Annotated in this window: 22 protein-coding genes; 12 read left to right on the forward strand and 10 right to left on the reverse strand. The window is 71.8% G+C overall.

Annotation, left to right across the window (positions count from 1 at the left end; genetic code table 11):
• The 3 genes from D7W81_RS24580 to D7W81_RS24590 form a co-directional block, all read left to right on the forward strand.
• Positions 1-2,331 (forward strand): alpha-2-macroglobulin family protein (locus D7W81_RS24580; RefSeq protein WP_120557826.1); only part of this gene is annotated, 2,331 nt, incomplete at its 5' end.
• Between the two features lie 211 nt (positions 2,332-2,542).
• On the forward strand, positions 2,543-3,580 hold the full coding sequence (locus tag D7W81_RS24585; protein WP_120557827.1) for a trypsin-like peptidase domain-containing protein: 1,038 nt from the start codon (positions 2,543-2,545) through the stop codon (positions 3,578-3,580).
• 138 nt (positions 3,581-3,718) lie between these two features.
• Positions 3,719-6,073, forward strand: a complete 2,355-nt coding sequence (locus tag D7W81_RS24590; protein ID WP_120557828.1) for a hypothetical protein — start codon at positions 3,719-3,721, stop codon at positions 6,071-6,073.
• Positions 6,074-6,075: 2 nt separating this feature from the next.
• On the opposite strand, the gene D7W81_RS24595 is transcribed toward D7W81_RS24590, so the two are convergent.
• Genes D7W81_RS24595 through D7W81_RS24605 form a run of 3 tightly spaced genes read right to left on the reverse strand, consistent with a single transcriptional unit; the run spans position 6,076 to position 8,470 of the window.
• A complete protein-coding gene (locus D7W81_RS24595; RefSeq protein ID WP_208721445.1) occupies positions 6,076-6,903 on the reverse strand; it encodes an SDR family oxidoreductase in 828 nt (275 codons plus the stop codon).
• Positions 6,900-7,691, reverse strand: coding sequence for a ZIP family metal transporter (locus D7W81_RS24600; protein ID WP_120557829.1), 792 nt, complete (start codon positions 7,689-7,691; stop codon positions 6,900-6,902). Before D7W81_RS24600 ends, D7W81_RS24595 begins: the two co-directional genes overlap by 4 nt.
• Entirely contained in the window at positions 7,691-8,470 is a 780-nt protein-coding gene (locus D7W81_RS24605) for an alpha/beta fold hydrolase (protein ID WP_120557830.1), read from the reverse strand. Before D7W81_RS24605 ends, D7W81_RS24600 begins: the two co-directional genes overlap by 1 nt.
• A gap of 89 nt (positions 8,471-8,559) precedes the next feature.
• Here D7W81_RS24605 and D7W81_RS24610 point away from each other — a divergent pair, with 89 nt between their 5' ends.
• The 3 genes from D7W81_RS24610 (at position 8,560) to D7W81_RS24620 (ending at position 10,101) form a co-directional block, all read left to right on the forward strand.
• Positions 8,560-9,099, forward strand: coding sequence for a nuclear transport factor 2 family protein (locus D7W81_RS24610; RefSeq protein WP_120557831.1), 540 nt, complete (start codon positions 8,560-8,562; stop codon positions 9,097-9,099).
• Positions 9,100-9,234: 135 nt separating this feature from the next.
• Entirely contained in the window at positions 9,235-9,636 is a 402-nt protein-coding gene (locus D7W81_RS24615) for a hypothetical protein (protein WP_120557832.1), read from the forward strand.
• A 54-nt stretch (positions 9,637-9,690) separates the two neighbouring features.
• Positions 9,691-10,101 (forward strand): SET domain-containing protein, encoded by a 411-nt coding sequence (locus tag D7W81_RS24620; protein WP_120557833.1) that lies wholly within the window; start codon positions 9,691-9,693, stop codon positions 10,099-10,101.
• Positions 10,102-10,117: 16 nt separating this feature from the next.
• On the opposite strand, the gene D7W81_RS24625 is transcribed toward D7W81_RS24620, so the two are convergent.
• Positions 10,118-11,212: a hypothetical protein gene (locus D7W81_RS24625; protein ID WP_120557834.1), complete on the reverse strand. Its 1,095-nt coding sequence runs from the start codon at positions 11,210-11,212 to the stop codon at positions 10,118-10,120.
• A 67-nt stretch (positions 11,213-11,279) separates the two neighbouring features.
• On the reverse strand, positions 11,280-12,956 hold the full coding sequence (locus D7W81_RS24630; RefSeq protein WP_120557835.1) for an amidase: 1,677 nt from the start codon (positions 12,954-12,956) through the stop codon (positions 11,280-11,282).
• A gap of 47 nt (positions 12,957-13,003) precedes the next feature.
• On the opposite strand from D7W81_RS24630, the gene D7W81_RS24635 reads away from it, so the two are divergent.
• From D7W81_RS24635 to D7W81_RS24645, 3 genes are read left to right on the forward strand one after another with little or no spacing between them, the layout of a single operon-like run.
• Entirely contained in the window at positions 13,004-13,417 is a 414-nt protein-coding gene (locus D7W81_RS24635; RefSeq protein WP_120557836.1) for an immunity 70 family protein, read from the forward strand.
• Positions 13,418-13,433: 16 nt separating this feature from the next.
• Positions 13,434-14,570 (forward strand): BMP family lipoprotein, encoded by a 1,137-nt coding sequence (locus D7W81_RS24640; protein WP_120557837.1) that lies wholly within the window; start codon positions 13,434-13,436, stop codon positions 14,568-14,570.
• Positions 14,571-14,603: 33 nt separating this feature from the next.
• Positions 14,604-15,089, forward strand: coding sequence for a VOC family protein (locus D7W81_RS24645; RefSeq protein WP_120557838.1), 486 nt, complete (start codon positions 14,604-14,606; stop codon positions 15,087-15,089).
• A gap of 5 nt (positions 15,090-15,094) precedes the next feature.
• Here the strand turns inward: D7W81_RS24645 and D7W81_RS24650 are convergent, their stop codons facing one another.
• Positions 15,095-16,273, reverse strand: coding sequence for an FAD-dependent oxidoreductase (locus D7W81_RS24650; protein ID WP_120557839.1), 1,179 nt, complete (start codon positions 16,271-16,273; stop codon positions 15,095-15,097).
• 133 nt (positions 16,274-16,406) lie between these two features.
• Here D7W81_RS24650 and D7W81_RS24655 point away from each other — a divergent pair, with 133 nt between their 5' ends.
• Positions 16,407-17,336, forward strand: a complete 930-nt coding sequence (locus tag D7W81_RS24655) for a TetR/AcrR family transcriptional regulator C-terminal domain-containing protein (RefSeq protein ID WP_120557840.1) — start codon at positions 16,407-16,409, stop codon at positions 17,334-17,336.
• A gap of 76 nt (positions 17,337-17,412) precedes the next feature.
• On the opposite strand, the gene D7W81_RS24660 is transcribed toward D7W81_RS24655, so the two are convergent.
• Both D7W81_RS24660 and D7W81_RS24665 read right to left on the reverse strand, forming a co-directional pair.
• Entirely contained in the window at positions 17,413-17,700 is a 288-nt protein-coding gene (locus tag D7W81_RS24660; RefSeq protein WP_120557841.1) for a hypothetical protein, read from the reverse strand.
• A gap of 115 nt (positions 17,701-17,815) precedes the next feature.
• A complete protein-coding gene (locus tag D7W81_RS24665) occupies positions 17,816-18,544 on the reverse strand; it encodes an SDR family NAD(P)-dependent oxidoreductase (protein WP_120557842.1) in 729 nt (242 codons plus the stop codon).
• 135 nt (positions 18,545-18,679) lie between these two features.
• On the opposite strand from D7W81_RS24665, the gene D7W81_RS24670 reads away from it, so the two are divergent.
• On the forward strand, positions 18,680-19,012 hold the full coding sequence (locus D7W81_RS24670; RefSeq protein ID WP_120557843.1) for a YnfA family protein: 333 nt from the start codon (positions 18,680-18,682) through the stop codon (positions 19,010-19,012).
• 84 nt (positions 19,013-19,096) lie between these two features.
• A complete protein-coding gene (locus D7W81_RS24675) occupies positions 19,097-21,646 on the forward strand; it encodes a hypothetical protein (protein WP_120557844.1) in 2,550 nt (849 codons plus the stop codon).
• 33 nt (positions 21,647-21,679) lie between these two features.
• Here the strand turns inward: D7W81_RS24675 and D7W81_RS24680 are convergent, their stop codons facing one another.
• Together D7W81_RS24680 and D7W81_RS24685 are read right to left on the reverse strand one after the other, a co-directional pair.
• Complete coding sequence (locus D7W81_RS24680) at positions 21,680-22,447, reverse strand: glucose 1-dehydrogenase (protein WP_120557845.1); 768 nt, start codon at positions 22,445-22,447, stop codon at positions 21,680-21,682.
• A gap of 33 nt (positions 22,448-22,480) precedes the next feature.
• Complete coding sequence (locus tag D7W81_RS24685; RefSeq protein ID WP_120557846.1) at positions 22,481-23,467, reverse strand: zinc-dependent alcohol dehydrogenase family protein; 987 nt, start codon at positions 23,465-23,467, stop codon at positions 22,481-22,483.
• Positions 23,468-23,729: the final 262 nt, after the last annotated feature.

Here is a 23,729-nt window from a genome sequence, read left to right on the forward strand (position 1 = left end):
GGGTTCGTGCTGGGCGGGATGACGCTCGCGTTGGTGGCGGGGGACATGGTCCGCCGCACCATGGGGCAGTCCGCCGCCGCGCTCGCGGGCGATTCCCTCGCGGAAGAGGCTCCCGGCGGGGGGGGCCTCATGATGAACAAGAAGGCGATGAGGAGCTTCGGCTCGGGGAACGCGTACGACGATGAAGGCGGGGTGGGGGCGCGAGGCGGCGAGGCTGGACCCCCGCCGATGGTCGCCGCGGCGCCCGTGGCCGAACTGGCGGCGCCAGAGCCGGAGATGGAAGAGGAGGCGGACGCCAGCAAGGACCGGGATGGCGCGGCCGCGGCGGCGCCCACCCGCGCGTGGTTCCCGGAGACGTTCCTCTTCGAGCCCCTGGTGGTGACGGACGCGAACGGACAGGCGACGGTGCCGGTGCGCGTGCCGGACCGGCTGACGCAGTGGCGGGTGCTGGCGCTCGCGCACTCTCGCTCCGGCGCGCAGGCGGGGGCGGTGACGTCCTTCGCGGGCACGCTGCCCACGTACGTGGATCCGGTGCTGCCGCCCTTCCTGCGCGCGGGCGACACCGTGCGCCTGCCGGTGCAGGTGGTGAACACCACCGACAAGGTGGTGGAGGCCGCGCTCAAGGTGGACGTGAAGGGAGCGCAGGTGGAAGCCGGCGCGCGCACGGTGCGGGTGCCCGCGCGCGGCAGCGTGGTGGAGCTGGTGACGGTGAAGGCCGGGGGCGCGGGGCCGGTGACGGTGCGCGCCTCGCTGGGGGACACCGACGCGGTGGTGCGCGACTTCGACGTGTGGGCCACCGGGCAGCCCGTGGTCCAGACGCGCGGCGGTTCACTGGCGGCACCGCGCACGCTGTCCCTGATGGGCCCCGCGGACGCGCAGGCTGGCAGCGAGCGGGTGCGCTTGCAGGTGTACCCGGGCGCGCTGGGCGTGGTGCGCGCGGAGCTGGCGGCGGTGGAGCGCCGGCCGGTGGACGTGGCCGGTGACGCTTACGCGCTGCTGCTCGCGGGCCAGGCACCGGAGCTGCTCAAGGCACTGGGCGAGACGGCGGACCCCGTGACGATGAAGGCGCTGTCGCTGGTGGCCACGCAGCGGGTGCTGCGCGCGGCGCGGGCGCCGTCGGTGGAGGTGGCGACGCGGCTGGCGGAGGGCGCGCTGGCCCACCCGGGCAACCCGGTGCTCGCGCGGCTGGGCGAGCGGCTCGCGGCGCAGGTGGCCCAGGCGCAGCGGCCGGACGGCACCTGCCAGGGCGGTGAGGGCTGGACGCTCCAGCGCCTGCTGGTGGCGACGGCGGACTGCGCCCGCACGGTGCGCGCGGCGGCGGGCACTCCGGAAGGCAAGCAGCGCGCGGCGGCCTTCACCGTGCGCGCGTCGGGCGTCTTCGAGCGCTACCTGCCGCAGGTGAAGGACGGCTACACGGCGGCGGTGCTGCTGGCGGAGGGCGCGGCGGAGGGCAGCGTGGCGGACGCCCTGCGCACCCGCGTGCGTGAAGCGTTGAAGTCCGGCACGGACGGCACCGCGTGGCTGCCGGTGGAGCCGGACACGGTGCGCGCGGACGGGGAGGTGCCCTCGGAGGCGGAGGCCACGGCGATGGCGGTGCTCGCCCTCCAGGGCGATGCGAAGGCGCCGCTCGCGGACCTGGGCGCCTGGCTGCTCGCGCACTACACGCCGGGCCTGGGCTGGGGGGACGGGCAGGCCAACCGCGTGGGGCTGCGCGCCGCGCTGGCCCTCTTCAAGGATCCGCTGCCCGCCCGGGTGCGCGTGACGGTGGCGCGCGACGGACAGGTCGTCACGGAGGGCACCTACGACACGAAGGCCCTGCGCGAGGTGCTGGCGCTGGAGGCCGCCGCGCCGGGCTCCGCGGGGACGCACGCGTGGACCGTGCGCGCGGAGCCCGCGGTGCCGGGGCTGGGCTTCTCCCTGGCGCTGTCCGCGGCGGTGCCGTGGAAGAGCGAGGCGAAGGGCGGCCTGCAGCTGGCCGTGACGGGCCCCAAGGAGGCACGCGTGGGACAGCTGACGAACGTGCGTGTCCAGGTGGGCGCGCCCTCCTCGCTGCCGCTGCGCTTCCAGCAGGACCTGCCCGCGGGCGTGCAGGTGGATCCCGCGAGCCTGGACGCGCTGGTGTCCTCTGGACAGGTGACCGAATGGGACGTGCAGGACGGGGCCCTGTTCCTGGACCTGGCGCCCCGGGAGCAGGGCGCGCCGGTGCAGGTGGAGTTCCGCGTGCTGCCCACGCTCGCCGGGACGTTGCAGGCGGGCGCGGCGCGGCTGGGCGTGCCCGGCCAGCCGGACATCACCGCGTCGCTGCCACCCACCATCTGGGCGGTGCGCTGAGTCACCCCTCGGGGCCGTGGGGTCATTCCCCACTCACGGCCCCGGTACAGGTGCCTTCCGCGCGGCGGGGAACAGGGGTCGAATGCTCGCCGGAGGCGCGTCAGGGATCCGGCCCGGCGAGCGCTCCACGCCCGGTGCAATCGCGATCCGCATGCGTACACTGCAAGTCACACGGCGGGTGTCGACAGCGCGTGGCCGCGAGAGGAAACGGATGGAGCTTGAAGGCTCCGAACAGGAGGAACTGACCCACGCCCTCCTGGGCGCGTTCACCTCGGTGGAGGAGCTCCACCGGATGGTCGAGGTGAAATGCGGCCGCAGCCTGGTGCCCCCCGTCGAACGGGAGGGGGCGGCGCGGGCCCGGGCGCTCGTGCGCACCGCGGAGGCGGAAGGGTGGACGGACGTGCTGGTGCGCGGCGCGCAAGCGGCGGCGCCGGGCCATCCCCGCATCCGCCGCTTCCTGCAGAGCTACCTGTCCTCCGTGCAACGCAGCGTGTCTGGCGGTGCCCTGGCGCGCATCGTCCAGCAGTCCAGGCTGGCGCTGACGCCGGAGGTCTGGCGCGACCGGTTGACGACCCTGTCGCGGCGCGTGTGCCGCGTGGAGCTGGAAGGCGGCCGCGCGCTGGGCACGGGCTTCCTGGTGGCGCCGGACGTGGTGCTGACGAACTCGCACGTCATCGAGCACCGGCTGCTGGAGGCGCTGCGCGTGCGCTTCGACCTGAAGGTGCTGCCGGACCGCATCGCGGTGCACCCGGGCCGGGTGTACGCGGTGACGGCGTGCCTGGCGCAGAGTCCGCACAGCCCGGCGGACCTGATGCACCCGCGTCCGCGCGAGGCCACGCGCGACGAGCTGGACTACGCCTTCCTCCAGATTCAGGACGCCCCCGGCGAGGACCTGCTGGGGGACCGTCCGCGAGGCTTCATCCCGCTCGCCCCGTCGTCGCCCACGGCGTTCGTGCAGGGCGCGCTGGCGCTCGTGGTGCAGCACCCCAAGGGCCGGCCCATGCAGGTGGCGCTGGACACGTTCCAGGCGCTCAACCGTTCGCAGACACGGGTCACGTACTGCACCAACACGCGCCCGGGCTCGTCCGGATCGCCGTGCTTCACGCCGGACCTGGAACTGGTCGCGCTGCACCACAGCGGAGACCCGCGTCCCGGCCACGAAGCCGCCGAGGACGACGAGGGCATCCCCCTGGACACCATCCGCGCCAGCCTGTCCTCCAGCGTGTTGCGCCGCCTGGGCTGGGACTGAGGCGTCGGGGCGGGCCGCGAGGCGCGGCTGCTACAGCCCTGTGAGCGGGGCTCGGATCCGCGCGCGTGGACGCGCATGCGAGCGCGGGGGAGGGGACTGCTATCGTCCCCGCGCATGAGCCTTCCCGCTCGACGCTTCATGGCCGCGAAGGTCCTGGCCCGCACGGCTGTCCCGCTGGCGTGCGCCGTGCTCTGCCTGCTGCCCCTGCTCGCGGGCGCGGCGCCGCGCTTCGGCCTCGCGGGCCTGTCCTCCAACAACGAGGTGCGCCTGCGCACGTCCACCGCCCACCTGGAGACGGTGCTGCGCGTGGACCTGCTGCCCACGCCCACGGATGCGGCTCCAGACGCCCCGCGCGACGCGGGCGCGGAGGCCACGCGGGTGACGGTGCTGGTGGATCCGCTGCTCGCGGCGGACGGCACGCAGGTGCCGGTGACGGTGCGCGTGGGCACGACGGAGGGCGCGGCGGACGTGCCCATCTCCGTGCGGCAGCCGGTGACGGTGACGCTGTCCGCGGACCTGCCCGTGCCCGGTGACTACCATGGCCGCGTGGTGCTCCTGGGCGACGGCGCACGGGAGGTCACCCCGGTCGTCGTGCAGCGCGTGGCGTCAGCGCCCACGGTGCAGTTCTATCCGGTGGCGCCCGCGCGCGGCTGGACGCTGGGGCCCTTCTTCGGCAAGGCCACGGTGCGGCTGAGCTTCCGGGAGACCTCGGGCGTGGGCGGCCCGGTGGGGCCCGCGGCGGTGGTGCAGCTGGACCGCAAGGCGGGCGGCGCCGGGGATGGCGCGGCGCCCGTGCAGGCGCAGGACGCGAAGTGGTTCTTCCGGGGACCGGACGGTCAGCCGCAGGGCCCGGGCCAGGAGGGCGTCCTCCAGGTGCCCGCCTACGGCACCGGCCTCTTGAGCCTGGACGTGGGCGACCTGCCGGAGTCCGGCGAGTACACCGGCACGGTGCGGCTGCTCGTGCCGGAGGGCGGGGCGGTGGAGCAGGCCTTCATCGTCTGGGTGAAGACGCCCGCGATGTTCGGCGCGTTCCTCATCTTCCTGGGCGTGGTGACGTCCGCGGCGGTGCGCTTCTACGTGCAGCGCGTGCGCCCGCGCGTGAACCTGCGCAGCCGCGCGGAGGCCGCGCGCCAGAAGCTCCAATCCCTGCTGCCCGCCCGCCCGCTGGAGCAGGAGGCCACCGTCGCCGCGTCGCTGCGCCGCCAGGTGGACGCGCTCCTCGCGAACATCCAGCGGCCGTTGAGCGGGCTCGTCGTGCAGGACTCCGTGCTCGCCCTCTTCGAGGCGCGCCTCCAGCTCTTCTCCCTCTGGTCGGCCCTGCTGCGGCAGCTGGAGGGCCTCAAGGGCGTGGCGCTGCTGGACGCGGAGCGCAAGCTCAAGGCGGTGGAGACGCTGCTCCAGAATGATCAGGCCACGGCCGCGGACTTCTCCGAACAGGCGCAGCTGATGCGCACGCTCGACCTGGAGGCCGTGGCCCGCGCGGTGCTGGAGGCGCGGCTGACGGAATTGGAGCAGCAGTCGCGGACGCTGGCCTCCCAGCGCGGGGATGATCCGGTGAGCCGCCGGCTCCAGGGCGAGCTGCCCCTGTACGTGCTGCGCGCGCGTCAGCGGTTGCCGGGCCCCGACCTGGAGTCCTCGCGCCGGCTGGTGGAGACCGCGCGCGAGGCGTTCCTTGAAATCCTCCTGACGGACCTGGAGGACGCCCTCACCACGAAGGAGCTGCCCGGCGGCTTCACGCAGGAGGAGTGGGCGGCGCTGCGCCTGCGCGTGGGTGAACAGCTGGCCCGGGCGCGGGCCCGCATGCCCGCCAGCGTGGACGAGGCGTTCCTCTACTACCAGTCCGCGCACGCGCTGTACCTGCGCGAGCTGGTGGACACCCTGGAGAAGGCGCTGACGCAGCTGCAGGTCCAGGCCGGCGGCGACCTGAACGCCCGCGCGGACTGGCAGACGGAGGTGGACGCGCGGCTGGCCGCGGCCCGGGCGCACCTGGACAAGGGCGAAGCGAACCTGGCCGCGCCGGCGTACCGCGCCGCCCGCGACGACTTCGCGCGCCATGTCAGGCCCGCGCCGCCCCCGGTCGCCATGGGCGGCCGGCTGGCCCTGGAGAACGTCCCCTCCGCCGTGACGTTGGATCCGTTCTCGCAGCCCGCCGCGCAACAGCCACCGCCGTCGCCGCTGCCCGGGGGGCCCGCCAGCGGGAACCTCTCGCCCCTGCCGCCGTCCTCCACGAAGGCGAGCACCGACGTGCTGGTGAGCCTGGACTGGATTCCCCTGCCGCGCTCGCGCGACCTGTGGAAGGTGGAGCTCGCGGTGCTGGGGATGATGTCCATCATCGCGGTGCTGCTGGGGCTCCAGGTGCTGGACGTCTTCGCGCCCACCTGGGGCGGCTCCGGCGCGTGGATGACCGCCTTCCTCTGGGGCTTCGGCCTGCACCAGGTGGGCAACGCCACCTTCGACGGCCTGTGGGGCATGGTGTCGCGGCTGGAGAAGTAGCCTCAGGCCTTCTTGCCGCGGATGGCGCGCGCGGCCAGCCGGTCCACCAGCGCGGGCGCCACCAGCTTGAGCACCTGTCCCACGCGGCCGGTGAGCGTCATCACCAGCTCGCGCTCACGGCGCTCCATGGCGCGCAGGATGAGGGCCACGCAGGTGTCCACGTCCATGGTGGGGCCCGCCTCGTCGCGGGGGCTCTGTCCCAGGGGCTGGCCTTCCGGGCCCAGCGCGTGCGCGCGGATGTCCGTGGCCACGAAGCCCGGCGACACCACGAGCACGTCCGTGCCGGTGCCCAACAGTTCGATGCGCAGCGAATCAAAGAAGCCCTGCATGGCGTGCTTGCTGGCGGCGTAGCCGGTGCGCATGGGCACGCCCGTCTTGCCCGTCAGGGACGACACGGCGACGAGCAACCCCTTGCGCGCCTTGATGTGCGGCAGCGCGTGGAAGGTGCAGTGCACCGCGCCCAGGTAGTTGATGCGCATGAGGCGCTCGTAGAGGCCCAGGTCCTTCACGTCCTCGAAGCGCGAGTGCATGGTGATGCCCGCGTTGTTGACGAGCACGTCCACGCCGCCGAACGCCTCCACCGTGCGCTCCACCAGCCGGCGGCACGCCTCCGGGTCGCCCACGTCGGTGGGCACCGCCAGCGCCCTGCCCCCGGCGGCCTCGCAGAACCCCTTCACGCGCTCCAGCGCCTGGGCATCCCGCGCCGCCAGCGCCACGTTCGCGCCCTGGCCGGCCAGGGCGATGGCCAACGCCTCGCCAATGCCCGCGGACGCACCGGTGACAATCACGGTCCTGCCTTGCATGGGCTGCTTCTTCCCAGGGGTGTTCATCCATGTCCTCCCGCGAATCGTTCCGCGAAGTGCAATCCGACAATGAGCAGCAGCCCGCAGAGGAAGCCCACCACGCGCTGGCGCGAGTCCGGGCCCCGGCGCAGCTCCGGCAACAGGTCCACCGCGCCGATGTAGAGGAACGAGCCTCCGGCGATGGCCAGCACGGTGCCCTGGAGCGAGGGCAGGTGCTGCGTCCCCAACAGCACGCCCGCCGCGCCCACCACGGCGGTGAGCTGCACCGCCCCCAGCGCGAGCAATGACCGCGCGCGAGACCAGCCCGCGGCGCGCAGGAGCGCGTAGTCGCCCACCTCCTGCGGCAGCTCGTGGACGATGACGGCGAACGCGGTGGCGAAGCCCGCGTGGGGCGACACGAGGAACGCCGCCGCGACCGCCGCGCCGTCCCCCACGTTGTGCAGCGCATCCGACACGAGCAACGCCGCCGGCAGCGTGGGCGCGCCGGGATGCCCATGATGATGCGCATGAGGATGGCCGTGCGCGTGTCCGGCGGCGGCCTCCGCCGCGTGGTGGTGATGGCCCAGGGCCCACTCCACCAGCGCCAGCGCGACGAAGCTGGCGAAGGCCCACGCGAAGGCGGCATTGCCCCGGGCCTCCACCGCTTCCGGCAGCACCTCCAGGAACACCGCGCTCAGCAGCGTACCGGCGGCGAAGGCCACCAGCGCTGGCAGCCGGCGTTGCAGCCAGCGCTCGGACAACACACCGCCCGCGAGCCCGGCCAGGCCGTCCAGCCCCACCGCGACGAAGACGAGCAGGACGGTGTTCGCATCCATCAGGGGGCCATCAGCCACGCGAGCACGGCCTGGGGACTGTCCACGTGCACGAAGTGGCCCGCGTCCGGGAGGAAGGCCACGGGGCAGCCCGCGTCCTCCAGGCGCTGGGCGCTCTCGTCGGGCACGTACCGGCTGCGCCCGCCGCGGATGCAGCGCAGGGGCGGGTGCACGGGGCGCTCCACCGCGGGCCAGAGGTCCTCGCCGGTGACGCGGCGGTGGAGCCGCAGGAGCGCGTCGCGGTCGAAGCGCCAGCGCACGCCGTCACCGTCGGGCGTGAGGTTCATGAGCAGCCAGTCCGACAGCGCCGCCGACAGGCCGTTGCCGGTGAGGTTCGCCCGAAGCTCCTTGCGGCTGTCGGCGCGCGGCGGCGCTTTCAGGAGGATGTCCAGGACGAAGCCGCTCTCCGACAGGTCCAGCGGCACGGGGCCGGGCGCGATGTCGAGCAGCGCCACGCTGCGCACGCGCTCGGAGGCGTCCAGACTGGCGGCCAGGGACACGCGGCCGCCCAGCGAGTGGCCCACCCAGTCCACGGCGCCGGTGAAGCCCTGCGCGTCGAGCGTGTCCACCACGTCGCGTGCGAGCAGGGTCAGGTCCGTGTCCGGATGCAGGGCAGGGGACGTGCCGTGGCCGGTGAGGTCGGGCAGCAGGATGCGGCGGCGCGGGTCGGCCTGGGTCCACGCGACGGCCAGCGAGCGCAGGTTGCGGCCCGTCCCGAGGAAGCCGTGCAGCATCACCGTGAGCACGTCACCCGTGCCCACCTGGAAACTTTCGAGCACCATGCCACCACCGCCTTGTGTCGCATGCCTTGACCTGGGGGCACGCTGTGCCGCTTCATACCGCGAACCCCTCTTTCGTCGAGGTGAACCCGATGGCATCCGTCTCCTGGTTGTTGCTGGCGCTCGGCGCCAATCCCGTCGCGGCTCCGGCCGCCGCCCAGGCCCCGGCCGATCCGAAGGTGGCGGTGGCCACGGTGCTGGATGACTGGCACCGCGCGGCGGCCGTGGCGAACGAGCCGCGCTACTTCTCGTTCTTCACGCCAGACGCGGTCTTCATGGGCACGGACGGCGAGGAGCGCTGGACCGTGGACCAGTTCCGCGCGTGGTCGAAGCCCTTCTTCACGAAGGGCAAGGCGTGGAGCTTCAAGTCCGTGTCGCGAAACGTCTTCTTCTCCAAGGACGGCCAGGTGGCCTGGTTCGACGAGGCGCTGGACACGCCCAACCTGGGCCCCGCGCGCGGCAGCGGCGTGCTGGTGAAGGATGCGTCCGGCTGGAAGATTGCCCAGTACAACCTCTCCGTCCCCATCCCCAATGACTTGATGGGCGAGGTGACGAACCGCATCGCCACGTACTCCAAGGCGAAGCCCGCCACACCGCCCGCGCCGGCACAGCCGCCCGCGAAGAAGCCCTGAGCGCGTTGCCCGCCTGCGTCATGGCCAGACGCCATGACAGAACCATGACAAACGCATGGCGGAGCTGAGGCCCTCCGCCATTTCCTACGCTGTAGGTTGGAGTCCTTCGCCGCTCTGCACTGGAGGCCTCAGCCCATGCGTGTCATCACCCCCGACCTTCTCGTCGCGGCCGTGACGGAACTCTCCCGGGGAACGAAGCTGGTCCGACTGAAGGACGTGCTGGCCTGGTGTGAGTGGAACGGGGTGGATGCCCAGGGCGACGGCCTGAAGAACCAGGCGCTCTGGGACGCGGAACGGGCCGAGGCCCAGACGCAGCACCGGCTGCTGAAGTTCAAGAGCGGCGAGTGCAAGCAGTCGCGGATGGGCTGGGCGCTCGTTCCCTACGGCGCCAAGGCGCGCGAGCTGGCCACGGACCTGCGCTGGTGCGAGCAGCTGTGGACTGGCGAGGACTGGGTCTGGCTGGGCGGCATCGCCCCCGTCCCCGAGCGCCGTCCCAATCGCCTGCGGGACGTGGAACAGGCGCCCGCCTCCCCGTGAGCAGGGGGCGTGCTTAGGTTCGGGCAGGCACCCTCCCTCTGGGAGGGTTTCTTCATGAACAATCCCGAACTCGATCGCCTCATCTCCGAGAACCAGTTCCATCCCAACGTCGAATGGCGCCTCGTTCCTGGAAAGGGACGGGGCGTCTTCGCGCGCAGGTTCCTGCCGAAGGGGGCGCTCGTGGAGTGGGCGCCCATCAGCCGCTTCCCCGAGCGCGACCTGAAGCCGGTGGACCACGGCGACTGCCAGGCGCACCACCACGTCTTCACCTGGGGCACCGAGCCCGGCCGGGAGAAGGCATACGCGTGGGGCATGCTGGCGCTCTACAACCACTCGAGGACGCCGAACGTGGAGCTCATCGACGGGCCGGTGCCGGACACCGGCGCCGCCGTGGCGCTGCGAGACATCCAGCCCGGTGAGGAGCTCTGTCTGGACTACGGCATCACGTGGTTCGAGGCGCACTGACAGCGCCTCACGGGCTTCACACGGCGTTCTGGATGTTGCCCAGGTACGTGTCGATGCCGTGCTTGCCGTCCAGGGCGAAGACCTCGCCGTTCCCGGCGGAGTCGAAGGTGTGGATGGTCGCGCCTTCGGGGTACTGCGTGGACGGGCCGCCGTTGAGGATGCCGATGCCGGGGGAGAGCCCGGACACGATGCCGCTGACGATGTCCGTCACCGGGTTGAACGCGTGCGTGCCCAGCCACGTGGGCACGGGGTCCTGCTTGTTGACGTAGAACGTGTACTTCGGCCCGTCCGGGAACGTCTTGCCCGCGCCCGCGAACGACGTGACGTTGATGTTCCCGAGCAGTGCCTCGCGCTTGTCGCGGTTGCCGTCACCGAAGACAGGCAGGTTGCCCCAGAAGCCGCCCATGTCGTCCTTGATGCGGCTGTCCACCTCGCGCAGCGCGCTCGACACGATGGCGCCGCCCTGGCTGTAGCCCGTGACGTTCACCTTCAGCCCGGCCTGCAAGTCCTTGTAGATGGCGTCCGCCAGCGTCTGGGCCGCCTTGTTGTCGCCAAGCCCCAGCCGGTCCAGCCCCGTCTGCGTCACGTCCGCGGGCAGGCCCTCCGTGGCGTTGTAGATGGGCACCACGTTGGTGCCCGTCTCGTTCGCCAGCTTCTGCGCTTCGCCGGTGGCGTTCCCGTCGCCCTGCGGCTGCGTGAGGATGCCATTGACGTGGTACGTCGTCGGCGTCGGAGAGGCGATGGGCTTCTCCGGCTTGAACGGCGGGACCTCGGAGATGGAGAACTTGTCCGGCGGATAGGCGTAGCCATCCGAGCCCAGGTACATGCCGTCGTAGGTCTTCGGATCCGCCTTCGTGTCGAGCTTCAGCGCGCCGCGCGCCACCTTCGTGGCGTCATCCAGCTGCACCGTGCCGGCCTGGACCGTGCCCGTGTTGGACTGGATGGGCGGGAGGTTCGCGTTGCCCGGGCTGGAGGACGGGGCGCGCTTCGCCTCGAAGACGTCCCGGGCCGCCAGCGGACGTGCGAGCGTGTTCTTCGCGACGGGCTGGCCCTCCACCGGGCGCGGCCCCACCTGCCGGACTCCGCCTCTTCCCACTCCGTCGATGGACATGTCCCGGGCCTTCCGTGCTCGTGGTTCGAGAAGGGTTATCGGGAAGTGAGAGAAGGAGTTGTGCCGGTCACGGCAGAACGTTGACGTGGAGGGTGGGCGTGCGGCGCTCCGCTGCCTGCTCCACCACGCGTCCCAGGCGCAGCAGCAGGTGCTCCTCGTAGGGGCGCCCCATGAGGTGCACGCCCACGGGAAGGCCCGCCCGGTCGAAGCCCGCGGGCACGGAGAGGGCAGGGCAGCCGGTGAGGTTCGCCAGGCGGATGAAGCGCATGAGGGCGTCCACCACCGGCAGGTTCGACTCGCCGGCGGGGAGCGCCGCTTCGGGGATGGCGGGCGCGGTGCTGGCCGTCGTCGGGGTGACGATGACGTCCACGTCCGCCATGAGCGCCAGCAACTCACGGGTCAGCCGGTGCCGGTGCCGCAGCGCGTGAATGAGGTCCGTGGCCCGGAAGTGACGCCCCAGCGCCAGGTTGGTGCGCGAGTCGAGCCCGAACACCGACGCGCGTGCCTTCACCTGAGGCAGCATCGCCTCCGCCATCTCGCTCAGGATGATGCAGCTGTGCGTCCAGAGAATCGTGTTCAGGTCCGGCGCGGGCAACTCCACCACCGTGGCGCCCGCGTCGGTGAGGGCGCGCACGGCCTCCCGGCACCGCGCCACCACGTCCGGATCCGCGTCCTCGAAGTACGGCGTGCAGATTCCCAGACGAACGCCCTTCAACGCGCCCGCTTCATAGCCAGACAGGTGGTGCGGAGGCTGCTGCCGGGACGCGACGTCGTGTCCATCCGGGCCCGCGACAATCGCATACACCGCCGCGACGTCATCGACGGTGAGGCCCAGGGGGCCCACGTGCGCCACGTTCCAGCACAAGGGTGGCACGCCCGTCTCCGGGATGCGGCCCCAGGTGGCCTTGAGGCCGACGACGCCACACAGCGCGGCGGGGATGCGGATGGAGCCACCGCCGTCCGCGCCAATGCTCGCCGGACACAGGCCCGCCGCCACCACGGCCGCGGAGCCGCTGGAGCTGCCGCCGGTGATGTGGCCCCGGTTCCACGGATTGCGCGCGGCGCCGTGATGCGGGTTCAACCCGATGGGGTTGATGCCAATCTCATGCATGTTGGCCTTGCCCAGGATGACGGCGCCCGCGGCCTTCAACCGGGCGGCGACCGTCGAGTCCGTCAGGGCCGGCTCGGTGCGGAACGTGGTTCCCAGCGTCGTGGGGAAGCCCGCCAGGTCCAGCTCGTCCTTGATGACGACGGGCACGCCGTCGAGCACGCTCAGGGGCATGCCCGCGCGCAGCCGCTCCGCGGACGCCTCCGCCGCCCGCAGCACCTCCTCCGGCTTGCGAGCGATGAAGAGGCCCAGGCGGTCCGCGCCGCCGTCCAGCCGTTCAATGGCCTCGTGGACCTTGCGCGCCACGGCCACCGGATCCGTGCTCCCGTCCCGGTAGGCGCGAGCGAACGCCGCGACCGTCTCCCGCTTCGGCTCCGCGGCCGACGCGGCGGCGGCGCGCGCTGCCTGTTCCACGGGTGTCTGTGATTCGGACGGCGGCGCACCCGGCGGCAGCGGGTACTGGATGGGCGGGGCCTCGCCGGCGGACAGCTCACGCCACTGCTCGATGCCGCTGTCCCGCATCAACTTCTCCACCAGCGCCGGGCCCACGCCGCCCCGCTCCAGCGTGTTGACCATGGCCTTGAGGGCCATGCCAGAGAGTCGCGGAGCCTTCACCGGAGCGCGTCGGTAGGTCATGGGACGCAGCCTAACGCGAGGCCCGGGCCTTCCAGTACCGTGCGCTCATGGCCATCGCGCTGATGATCGACAATGTCGCCACGGAGCTGGGGACGGGCGACTTCGTCCACGCCTTCTTCTCCACCCTCTCCGCGCGGTTGGAGCCGGAGGGGTGGGGCACGCGCTTCCCGCTCCTCCTGAACGCGCTCTACCAGGGCGAACTGCCGAAGGAACACGCTGCGCGAGCGGTGGAGGAGCTGCGCACCGCCCGCGCGGAGCTCCGGGCCTTTTCGCCCGGCCAGGTGGTCTGGGACATCGAGAACCGCGACGCTCAGCCACCGTGGGGGTCGAACATCGCGGCCAGCATCACCTCGTTGGCGGACTACTTCGTCACCAGCACCGGCCGCGACCTGTTCGACGCGATGATTGAAGACCTGGAGTTCCTGCGCGACCAGGGCACCGGGCCCGCGACACTGACGTGATACATTTCCCTGCCTCATGAGCCCGTGCCGTCGAATCGTCTCCCTCGTCCTGTGTCTGCTGGCGGCTTCCACGGGCTGCAAGAAGGAGGCGCCCGCCGCGGCCTCGAAGCCCGCCATCGGCCTGGTGCTGGGACTGGGAGGTCGCGGCGACCACGCCTTCAACGACTCCGCCCTGCGAGGGCTGGAGCTGTGGGCCTCGGGGACGAAGTACGAGAAGGCTGGCTACGTAGAAGCCACGGCGTCCGAGCGGCAGGCCTCGCTGGGGCCGGACCTGGCCTCGCGGCAGCTGGCCCCGCTGGGCATCACGCCCGTGGTCCTCCAGAGCCGCGTGGCGGAGGACTATGAGCCGAACCTCCAACTGCTCGCGGAGCAGCAGGTGTCACTGGCCATGGGCGTGGGCTTCATGCTGGAGAACGCCGTGGAGGCGGTGGCCCGGCGCAACCCGGCGCTGCCCTTCCTGCTGGTGGACAGCCCGCTCCTGGACGCGCAGGGACGGATCATCACGCTGCCCAACGTGCGCACGGTGGTGTTTCGTGAAGAGGAGGGCTGCTTCCTCGCGGGGGCCCTGGCCGGGCTGGTCACGAAGACGGGCCGGGTGGGCATGGTCGGCGGGATGAAGATTCCATTGGTGCAGCGCTACGAGGCGGGCTTCCGCGCGGGCGTGGCCGCGACGAACCCGAACGCCTCGGTGCTGGTCAACTACACCGGCAGCTTCACGGACTTCGCGCTGGGCAAGCAGGTGGGGCAGGACCTGCTGCTCAAGAACACCGACGTCATCTTCGCGGCGGCCGGCGTGGACGGCCTGGGCGCCATCCAGGCGGTGAAGGAAGCGCGCGAGGCGGGCAAGGCCGTGTCTGTGATTGGTGTGGACTCCGACCCGTCCCACCTGGCGCCCGGGGCGGTGCTGTCCGCCGTCGTGAAGCACGTGGACCTGGTGGTGTACGAGGCCATCCGCGAGCAGCGCCAGGGGCGCCTCCAGGGCGGCAATGTCTCCCTTGGCTTGAAGGAGGGAGGCATCGGCCTGGCGCCCGTGCGCCTGGACTTCCCCGGCAAGGCAGAGGCGCTGCGCACAGTGGACGCGCTCCGGGCCCGCATCATCTCCGGGGAGCTGAAGGTCCCCACGCAGCCCGGGTCGGCTGGCGCCAACCCCTGAACATGCCCACAGTAGGCCCAGGAGGAGTCCCGCATGTCCGTTCCCCAGAAGATCGTCACCTGCCTGTGGTGCAACTTCAACGCGGAGGAGGCCGTCGCCCTCTATACGTCTGTCTTCAAGGACTCGAAGGTCCTGAGCGTCACCCGCTACACGGAAGCGGGCCCCGCGCCCAAGGGCACGGTGCTGACCATTGATTTCCAGCTCGCGGGACAGCGCTTCATCGCGCTCAATGGTGGACCCGGTCTCCCCTTCACGGATGCCGTGTCGCTGAGCGTGGACTGTGAGACGCAAGAGGAGCTGGATGAGCTGTGGGACAAGCTCATCGCGGGCGGAGGCAAGCCGGTGCAGTGCGGTTGGCTCAAGGACCGCTTCGGGCTGTCCTGGCAGATCGTCCCCACCTACATGCAGCAGGTGCTGACAGGCCCGGACGAGGCGAAGAAGGACCGGGTCATGCGCGCGATGATGAAGATGGTGAAGCTGGACATCGCCGCGCTGAAGCAGGCGGCGGAGGCCCGGTAGCCGCGTCAGGTGTAGTCCGGCAGCACGAACCCGGTGGCCGCGTGGGTGACGAGCTTCTCGAACGCTCGCTCCAGCGGCTTCGTGGTGAGCAGTCCATAGAGGTGATTGCGCAGGAACAGGCCGGCCCGTGTGCGAGGCGCGAAGAACCCGCCCACGTGGCTCGCGCCGCCCTGGCACTTCGTCGCATAGGGCCGCAGCCGGGACTCGAAGCGCGCGAAGGCCTGGGCGTGCGCGCCCGGATTCGCGAGCAGCTCTCCCGCGAGCACGTACGCGCCCACCATCGCCATGGGCGTGCCCTGTCCTCCCAGGGTGCCGCCCCAGGCCGCGTCTCCCAGCAGCACCACGCGGCCGTGTGAGTAGCGCGGGAGCCGCACGGAGCTGATGGCGTCGAAGTACAGGTCCTCCGCCCCGCGCAGCGCCTCCACGAGCTGTGCAGTCCTCCAGCCCGCGCCCGTGAAGGCGGCTGAAACCGCTTCGCGTGCCACGTCCGGGGACCGCTCCTGGGGGCCCAGGGGCGCGCCGGTGAACACGAACAGCGCGCGGGCTTCGTCGTCAGCGCGGGCGCTGGTGACGCACACCCCACGGCCGGGCTCGCTGTAGATGACGCCTCGCTGACGCAGGCCGAGCACGTTCGGCAGCGTGCAGCCCACGACGCGGAAGCCGTGGTGCTTCAGACGGCCGTCATCGTCACCGAAGACACGCGAGCGCACGTTCGAGCGCAGGCCATCCGCGCCTACCACCAGGTCGAAGCGCTGGGAGGCGTGATGTTCGAACCCGACCTCCACGCCTTCGGACGTTTCATGGAGGTCGGTAGGGCTGTCTCCAAAGCGGTACTCCACCTGGTCGCGAGTGCGCTCGAAGAGCAGCTGACAGAGGTCCCCTCGCTGAAGCTCCACGTCTCCGCTCATCATCAGCGCGGGAAGCTCCGCCACCGTCCGGCCCGTGGCATCGACGAATGCCTGCGTGCCCAACCGCGTGCGCCGTTCGTGGATGGCTTCCCACAGCCCCATGCGTTCCAGCACGGCGCGGTGCACGGGCCCTCGGAAGTCGACCGCCTGCCCTCCGGTGCGCAGTGCGCGGGCGCGTTCGACGACGGTGACCCGCCAGCCTCGACGGGAGAGCCACCATGCGAGGGACGGGCCTGCGATTCCTGCTCCAGCGACGAGGACGTGGGGTCGGATCATGGTGCGTACGGTGTACGCACGGGCCCTCCTTCACAATGGAACCCCCGAGGATGTTGCCGCGTGTGCTAGCTCAGGCGGAACGCATGGGGCAGGGCCTGCGCCCCAGAGCCCATCTGTACTAGTACAAGGGCCCATGGCCATCGCTCCGTACCAGCGCATCGTCGATGACGTGAAGCGGCAGCTGCGCACCGGGACGTTGCAGCCCGGTGACCGGCTTCCCTCCACGCGGGAGCTGGCCCGGCAGTGGAAGGTCGCGCTCGCGACGGCGGCACATGCCCTGCGGACCCTGGCGCAGGAAGGTGTGGTGAAGGCGGTGCCGCGCGTGGGGACGGTCGTCGCGGGGGGCCCGTCCCGCTCCGGCGCCACGCGAGCCTCGGCGGACCTGACGCGCGAGCGCATCGTGCGCGCGGCCATCGCCGTGGCGGATGACGAGGGGCTGCCGGCGCTGTCTATTCGTGGGGTCGCGGCGAAGCTCGGCCTGCCGGTGATGTCGCTCTACCGCTACGTGGCGAGCAAGGACGTGCTGCTCTTCATGATGGCGGAGGTCGCGTTCGCGGAGGAGCCGCTGCCGGCGAAGCCTCCGGCCGGTTGGCGCGCGCAGCTGGAGCTGGCGGCGAGACTGGAGTGGCGCGTCTTCAAGCGCCATCCCTGGCTTGCGCGGGTGGTGAGCCTCACTCGGCCCCAGCCCCAGGAGAACGCGCTCGCGTTCGCGGATTGGGTCATGCGGGCGCTGGAGGAGACGCGGCTCCCGGCACAGGAGGTGATGCGCGTCCATGTGCTGCTCCACGCGTTCGTGCAGGGCATCGCGGTCAACCTCGAGTCCGAGGCCGACGCCGTCGCGCAATCCGGCATGAACGACGAGGAGTTCATGCGGCGCAACGAGGCCGCCTTCCTCCGGGTCGCGACGTCAGGGCGCTTTCCGCACTTCGAGAAGGTGCTGGCCGGCCTGCGCACGGGGTTCGACCTCGACTTCGATGAGCTGTTCGAACTGGGTCTGCGCGTGTGGCTCGATGGATTGGAGGCACGGCTCGCGAGGAGGCCCGGCCCCGCGAAGCCACGCTGAGCCACGGGCTCATGGCTTGAGTCACGCGCTTTGGCGAAGCCATGACTCCAGCTGGGGGGGCGGGGGCGCCAGCGCTTCAGTGCACGCGCTTGGAAGCGGCGCGCCCGCGGGTGCTCCCGGCCTTCCCGGCGGGCTTGCCCTTGGCGAGGGCGCCCGTGGCGCTCTTCTTCGTCGCTGAAGCCTTCCGGGCCTGCCGTGCCGGGGAGGCTGACGTCTTCGCGGCGGTTTTGGTGGTCGCCTTGCGCTTCTTCTGCTGCGCGACCTTCTGGGTGTCCTCGTCGTTGCCCAGGCGTGGCCCCGCCCCCTGCACGCCCAGCATCGGTTGCTGTTGATGGAACGGATGTTCGCTGTAGCTGCGGCCCATGTCCGGTCTCCTGAGAAGCTCTCAACCCAACATGGAGGCGACCGCCGTCCCTGACGAGTGGGGCGAGCATCCAGGTCGGATGCACGCCCTCTCCGCGTGCGGAGGTGCTTGCGGCTCAGCCGGCGGTCCAACCGCCGTCGATGTCCAGCACCTGTCCCGTGGCGTACGCGCACGTCGCCAGGAAGTACGCCGCGTCCGCCATGTCGTGCACGGTGCCCGGCCGCTTGAGTGGGACGTTGCTCACGAGCGCGTCCAGGAACGCGCCGACCTGATCCGCCGGGACGCCCCAGTCGATGGCCGTGTCGCGCGTCAGGCCGGGAGACAGCACGTTGACGCGGATGCCCTTGGGCGCCAGCTCCACGGACAGCGAGCGGCCCATGGCGTTGACCGCGCCGCACAGGCCCGCGCCGCCCGAGTAGTTCACCAGGGCCGTGTGGCCCGCGATGCCGGAGCACAGGATGATGGCGCTGCCCGGGGCCATCTTCGGCACCGCGTAATGGCAGGCGGAGAGCTGGCCGAAGAAGCGGTCGTTGAAGAGGGCTCGCCACGACTGCGAGGGCACGCCGTCCACCGGACCGAACACGGCGCCGCCCGCGCACGTCACCAGCAGGTCCACGCGCGGCACGGAGTCGATGAGCCGCTTCACCTGCGCGTCGTCGCCCACGTCGGTGACGACGCCCCGGGCGCCCCGGCCAATCCTCGCCGCCGCGTCCTCCAGGCGCTGCTGACGGCGCCCGGCGATGACCACCTCCGCGCCCTCGCTGGCGAAGCGCTCCGCGATGGCGAAGCCAATGCCCGTCCCACCGCCCGTGATGACCGCGATCTTCCCGTCCAATGCGCCCATGTGTGTGTCTCCCTGGAATGGCATACGGATGCCACAGGCACGGCTGGCAATGCCATGCAGCAGAAGGGCGTCATTCCCACCGCTCCTCGCGGACGCGCTTGCTGCCGCACCGCACCCCATGGAACGAAGTGCCCCATGCTCATCCTCCTGCGAGCCCTGGGCCTCTTCGTGCTGACCGCCGTGGCCGAAGTGGTGGGGTGCTACCTGACCTACCTCTGGCTGCGCGAGGGCCGATCTCCGCTTCTCCTCGTTCCCGCAGCCGTGAGCCTCGCCGCCTTCGCATGGCTCTTGACGCTCCACCCCACGGGGGCCGCGCGGACCTATGCCGCCTATGGAGGTGTCTACATCGCGGTGGCCCTGGCATGGCTGTGGGCCGTGGAGGGGGAGCGGCCCAGCACCTGGGACATCGTGGGGGCCCTGGTGGCTTTGACAGGGATGGCGATCATCGTCCTGGCGCCTCGCAGGTAGTCCTGCGTCAGGGCGTCCAAGAGCCGTGCGGGCCGCGTATGCCCCGGGGTGCGCGGCGCCCCCGGACCGGGGTAGACACACGGCATGTCCGCCCTGCTCGACAGCGGCGTGCGCCAGGGCGCCGAGGTGCGCTGCCCCGGTTGCATCCGCTTCATCCTCCCTGACGCCGCGTGCCCGCACTGCCTCTGTGGCGCCATCCCGCCGGAGCGCTATGGCTCCGCGCGCTCGCTGCTGAAGTCCGGCGTGGATCGCTTCGCCCTGGCGGCCCGCACCGCGGCGCTGGAGCCCGCCCAGGTGGCGGTGCTGGAGGCGCGCTACACACGGCAGTGGGGCGCGGTGCTGCACCTGGCCGAGGACGTGCGGCGCGTCGAGTCCCACCTCGTGCAGCGCGGCTTCACGCGGGAGCTGGAAGATTCATGGGCGCTGATCTTGCCCATCGAGGACTCGGCCCTGGCGGAAATGCTCGCGCCCTTCAGCCCGATGCCGGACTCGCTGGAGTGGCTGGCGGACAAGTCCCCGGATCCGACCCTGCGCCTCCTGGCCGCGCTCGCCGGGGTGCACCAGGGCGCCGGGTCGCGGGAGGCTCGCTACTCCGTGAGCAACCAGCTGCTGCACGGCGAGGGGCGCATGGCGGTGGAGGCCATGCTCGCGATGACGCGTTGGCGCAACGGCCTCTCCCCACGCCTGAGCGCCGAGGAGCGCGAGCGGATCCGCGCCCTGGCCCTGGGCGTGCTCCAGGTCCCGGAGCTGTCCGCGCGCGCCGCGGTCGCCTGGACGCGCGTGTCGCGTGAGGTGACGCCGGAGAGCGTCTCCGCCGCGCTGCACCGGGGCCTGTATGGCACCGACCTGGACGTCCGCTTCGAATGCGCCCTGTGTCTTCACGACGAGATGGAGGTCGCCCAGGCGCTGGACTCCCCCGACGCCAGCACCGCCCGCTTCGCGCGGCGCGTCCTGAGCCAGTGGGGCTCGCGCCGGCTGCTCGCGCGGTTGCGGCAGGACGGCGACGCGGCCTTCGCGAAGGAGGTCCTCCGCGAGCTCCCCTCGCCTCCACCCGAGGGCGCCCTGGAGGCGCTGCTCACCGTGTCCCTGCGCACGGTGGGCTCGCTCGCGGACGAGCTGCTCCGCTTCGCCAGGCAGCGCCCCTTCCGTGCGTGGGGACTGGAGGGGCAGCAGCAGTGGGCCCGTTGGGCCCGCTCGGCCCTGCGCGACCTGCCCGCGGAGACCGCGCTGGACTTCTTCGCCTGGGCCGCCACGCCTCCAGGCGACGACCCCGAGGCCCCCGAGGAGGAGGAGTCCGAGGCGATGTGGGCCTTCCTCGAGGAGACCGTGCACGCCATCGACCGGGGCGCGGCGAAGGACCGCACCGCGTGCTTCGGTGACTCCGCGTTCGCGCGCTTCCTCCACCACTCGGGCGTGGACGAACAGCGGCGGCTGAACGACTGGGCCCGCGACACGCACAGTGGAGAGGCCCTGCTGGAGGCGTTGGTCACGTTCCCTTCGCGGGCGCGGAACATGGGCCTGATGCCGGAGCGCAAGCACGAGGAGAAGCACCCCGACCCCGGTCACTCCGGCCGGTTGCTGATGGCCGTCTGGGAAGGTCCGGGCCAGCACCTGCTGGTGGCGCCGCTGTCGCGCGTGGTGCGCTCGTGGAGTTCGCTCTCCGGCAGCGAGATGCTCGTTGAGGCCGTCTGGCGGCGCTTCCAGTCCCACCCCGCCGAACGCGGTGACCTGCTCGTCGCGTTCAAAGGCTGGCGCGACCGCCTCTGGGAGTTCCAGTGCGAGGTGGAGCCGGACGCGCTCGCGCGCTTCCAGGCCTGGTGGCGGGTGGACCCCGAGGGGCTCTTCCAGCAGACGGCGAAGCTCCTGGACGACGTCCCGGTGGACGCACTGCCCAAGCGGCTGCGCGCCCTGTGGGACGCGGCGGAGGAGCTGGTGGGCACGCGCCCGCGCACCGCGTCCCTCTCCGTGTCGAAGGGCGCCATGGCGCTGCGCAACGGGCTGGAGTCCCGCGACGCCCAGGTGCTCCAGGTGCTGGACGTGGAGCTGGACCACTTCGAAGCGTGGCTCCCTGCCTTCGAGACGCGCGTCGTCACCACGCCGTCTCCGCCGGAGGAGTCGAACGTCCACCGCGACTTCCTGGACGACACGCACACCGCGCTGCGGATGATGCGCGAGCGCCGCGACCGAAGGCGCGACGACGAAGCACGCGAGCGGCAGCGCGAAATCGACCGGCAGGTGGCCGAGTCCCGCCGCCGGGACCAGGAGCGCCGGGCCGAGGTGGAGCGCCGCGCCGCCGAGGAGCGCGAGGCCCGTCAGGCCGTGGAGCGCGCGCAGCAGGAGACACTGGCCCGCGTGGAGGCGCAGCGCCTGCTGGTGACGCTCCAGCCCCGCGTGCCGCTCAAGCCCGTGGACCGCGAGGTGGTCTTCCCGGAGTCGGCCTTCCCCACGCTCGTGGACTACGCGCGGATGATCAAGGCGCTGCAGCGGGGCGGGGACGTGATGAAGCTCTTCGAAACCCTGGGGCTCACGCCCGCCACCTGGGCCGCGCAGGCCAACGCCTGGGGTCAGGTGATGGTGGGCCGCATGGAGCTGGGCATGCGCTTCGGGGAGCTGCTCGGGGCGCCCTGGGAGTGACGTCCCCGGACGCCGCCGTGCAAGCCTGAACCGCTACTGCGCGGTGGCGCCGCCGTCGAGGACCATCTCCGCGCCAGTCATCAGCTTGGACTCGTCCGACGCCAGGTACACCACGGCGTGGGCCACGTCGTCCGGCTCACCGAAGCGGCCCGCGGGGATGCCCTTGAGCATGCGCGCGCGCGTCTTGTCCGCCTGCCCGCCCGCCTGGGCCAATGCCTCCACCATGGCGGTCTCCACGTAGCCGGGGTGGATGGAGTTGCAGCGGATGCCGTAGCCCTTGTACGCGCAGTGCAGCGCGATGGACTTGGACAGCATGCGCACGGCGGCCTTGCTGGAGCAGTACGCGGGGAACTGCGGCACGCCCACGAGCCCCGCGATGGAGGAGATGTTGATGATGGAGCCGTTCTGGGCGCCGGACTCCTTCATCACGCGGATGCCGTGCTTGCAGCCCAGGAAGACGCCGTCCAGGTTGACCGCGTGGACGAACTTCCACTCGTCCAGGGACATCTCCTCCACGTCCTTCACGATGCCCATGCCTGCGTTGTTCACGAGCACGTCCAGCCGCCCGAACGTCTCCACCGTGCGCGCCAGCGCGTTCACCCACTGGTCCTCGCGGGTGACGTCCAGCGCGACGAACAGGCCCGCGTCACCCAGCTCCTCCGCCACCGCGCGGCCTTCCGCCTCGCGCCGGTCGGTGACCACCACCTTCGCGCCCTCGCGCGCGAGCATCCGCGCGGACGCGGCGCCCAGGCCCCCCGCGCCGCCCGTCACCAGGGCCACCTTGCCTTCGACTCGCTTCATGGTCGTCGTTCCTTCAAGTGAGCGGCGGGTGCTTCACGCCGCGGGGTTGGGGGTGAGCAGGACCTTGCCGTTGCGGCCCGGCTCCAGCGCGCGCTTCACCGCGTCCTGGATGCGCTCCAGCGGATAGGTGCCGTCCACGGGCGCCTGGAGCGTGCCCACGGCCATCAGCTCCGCCAGCCGCGCCAGCGTGGCGTTCTGCTCCTCGCGCGGGGCATCCCGCAGCCAGCGCGTCAGCCAGAAGCCGCGCAGGGTGACGTCCTTGAAGATGGAGGCCGCCGCGGACAGCTGGGGCCCCTTGCCGCTCATGGCGCCGTAGTTCACCAGCACGCCGCCCGTCGCCAGACAGTCGCCCACCCTGCGGGCGGAGTCCCCGCCCACCGCGTCGATGCCCAGCCGCACCTTCGCGCCGCCCGTGGCCGCGCGCACCTGCTTGGGCAGTTCATCCGTGTCCAGCAGCACCACGTCCGCGCCCTGGGCCTTGAGCTCGTCGGCCAGCTCCTGGCGGCGCACGACGTTGACGGTCTTCAGGCCCATCACCTGCGCCAGGGTGATGAGGTAGCGGCCCACCGCGGAGTTGGCGGCGTTCTGCACCACCCACTCGCCGGGCTGGAGCGTCACGAACTGACGCAGCATCAGATAGGCGGTGGGCGGGTTGATGAGCAGCATGCTCGCCTGGAGCAGGTCCAGACCCGGCGGCACGGGCAACAGCTGCGCGGCGGGCGCGGTGAGGTGGGTGCGCCACGTGCCCGCGCCCAGCGGCAGGAACACGAGGTCACCCACGGCCACGGCGTCGGAGCCCGCCACCTCCACCACGCGGCCCACGCCCTCGTTGCCGGGCGTGGCGGGCAGCTTGGGCAGCACGCCGTATTCACCGGAGAGGGTGAGCAGATCAGAGGGGTTGATGGGCGTGGCGAGCACGGCCAGCCGCGCCTCACCGGACTTCAGTGGCGTGGGGGACTCCTCCACCACCTGGGCGACGTCGGGGGGCGGCCCGAAGGCCGAGAAGCGCACTGCTTTCATGGCATTGCTCCCGCGCTGTGAAGGCGTCGCCACCCTAACCGCCTTCGGTCCTGCTGCCGAGCGTGCGCTGTCGCCCACGCGCGGCGTGCATCCGTTGGTGGAGGTATCCGCCCGGCCTGCATTCCCGCCCGGAGGGCGCGGCGCACTGTCCACCCGCGGACGCGAGAGGAAGGAGGCTACCGGCCGTCGACGATCGGGCCTCGCCATGAAGGTGGGGGCTGCACAGGTTCTGAAACGGACCCCTCGGTGGGGTGGGTGGGGA

Origin of the sequence: Corallococcus aberystwythensis, from assembly GCF_003612165.1 — a bacterium.
Lineage (GTDB): Bacteria > Myxococcota > Myxococcia > Myxococcales > Myxococcaceae > Corallococcus > Corallococcus aberystwythensis.

What these genes read in the sequence shown, in the direction of transcription:
- D7W81_RS24585 (WP_120557827.1), top strand. Translation starts at nt 2,543, where the DNA reads ATGGAGCTTGAAGGCTCCGAACAGGAGGAACTGACCCACGCCCTCCTG.
- D7W81_RS24590 (WP_120557828.1), top strand. Translation starts at nt 3,719, where the DNA reads ATGGCCGCGAAGGTCCTGGCCCGCACGGCTGTCCCGCTGGCGTGCGCC.
- D7W81_RS24595 (WP_208721445.1), bottom strand. Translation starts at nt 6,903, where the DNA reads ATGAACACCCCTGGGAAGAAGCAGCCCATGCAAGGCAGGACCGTGATT.
- D7W81_RS24600 (WP_120557829.1), bottom strand. Translation starts at nt 7,691, where the DNA reads ATGGATGCGAACACCGTCCTGCTCGTCTTCGTCGCGGTGGGGCTGGAC.
- D7W81_RS24605 (WP_120557830.1), bottom strand. Translation starts at nt 8,470, where the DNA reads ATGGTGCTCGAAAGTTTCCAGGTGGGCACGGGTGACGTGCTCACGGTG.
- D7W81_RS24610 (WP_120557831.1), top strand. Translation starts at nt 8,560, where the DNA reads ATGGCATCCGTCTCCTGGTTGTTGCTGGCGCTCGGCGCCAATCCCGTC.
- D7W81_RS24615 (WP_120557832.1), top strand. Translation starts at nt 9,235, where the DNA reads ATGCGTGTCATCACCCCCGACCTTCTCGTCGCGGCCGTGACGGAACTC.
- D7W81_RS24620 (WP_120557833.1), top strand. Translation starts at nt 9,691, where the DNA reads ATGAACAATCCCGAACTCGATCGCCTCATCTCCGAGAACCAGTTCCAT.
- D7W81_RS24625 (WP_120557834.1), bottom strand. Translation starts at nt 11,212, where the DNA reads ATGTCCATCGACGGAGTGGGAAGAGGCGGAGTCCGGCAGGTGGGGCCG.
- D7W81_RS24630 (WP_120557835.1), bottom strand. Translation starts at nt 12,956, where the DNA reads ATGACCTACCGACGCGCTCCGGTGAAGGCTCCGCGACTCTCTGGCATG.
- D7W81_RS24635 (WP_120557836.1), top strand. Translation starts at nt 13,004, where the DNA reads ATGGCCATCGCGCTGATGATCGACAATGTCGCCACGGAGCTGGGGACG.
- D7W81_RS24640 (WP_120557837.1), top strand. Translation starts at nt 13,434, where the DNA reads ATGAGCCCGTGCCGTCGAATCGTCTCCCTCGTCCTGTGTCTGCTGGCG.
- D7W81_RS24645 (WP_120557838.1), top strand. Translation starts at nt 14,604, where the DNA reads ATGTCCGTTCCCCAGAAGATCGTCACCTGCCTGTGGTGCAACTTCAAC.
- D7W81_RS24650 (WP_120557839.1), bottom strand. Translation starts at nt 16,273, where the DNA reads ATGATCCGACCCCACGTCCTCGTCGCTGGAGCAGGAATCGCAGGCCCG.
- D7W81_RS24655 (WP_120557840.1), top strand. Translation starts at nt 16,407, where the DNA reads ATGGCCATCGCTCCGTACCAGCGCATCGTCGATGACGTGAAGCGGCAG.
- D7W81_RS24660 (WP_120557841.1), bottom strand. Translation starts at nt 17,700, where the DNA reads ATGGGCCGCAGCTACAGCGAACATCCGTTCCATCAACAGCAACCGATG.
- D7W81_RS24665 (WP_120557842.1), bottom strand. Translation starts at nt 18,544, where the DNA reads ATGGGCGCATTGGACGGGAAGATCGCGGTCATCACGGGCGGTGGGACG.
- D7W81_RS24670 (WP_120557843.1), top strand. Translation starts at nt 18,680, where the DNA reads ATGCTCATCCTCCTGCGAGCCCTGGGCCTCTTCGTGCTGACCGCCGTG.
- D7W81_RS24675 (WP_120557844.1), top strand. Translation starts at nt 19,097, where the DNA reads ATGTCCGCCCTGCTCGACAGCGGCGTGCGCCAGGGCGCCGAGGTGCGC.
- D7W81_RS24680 (WP_120557845.1), bottom strand. Translation starts at nt 22,447, where the DNA reads ATGAAGCGAGTCGAAGGCAAGGTGGCCCTGGTGACGGGCGGCGCGGGG.
- D7W81_RS24685 (WP_120557846.1), bottom strand. Translation starts at nt 23,467, where the DNA reads ATGAAAGCAGTGCGCTTCTCGGCCTTCGGGCCGCCCCCCGACGTCGCC.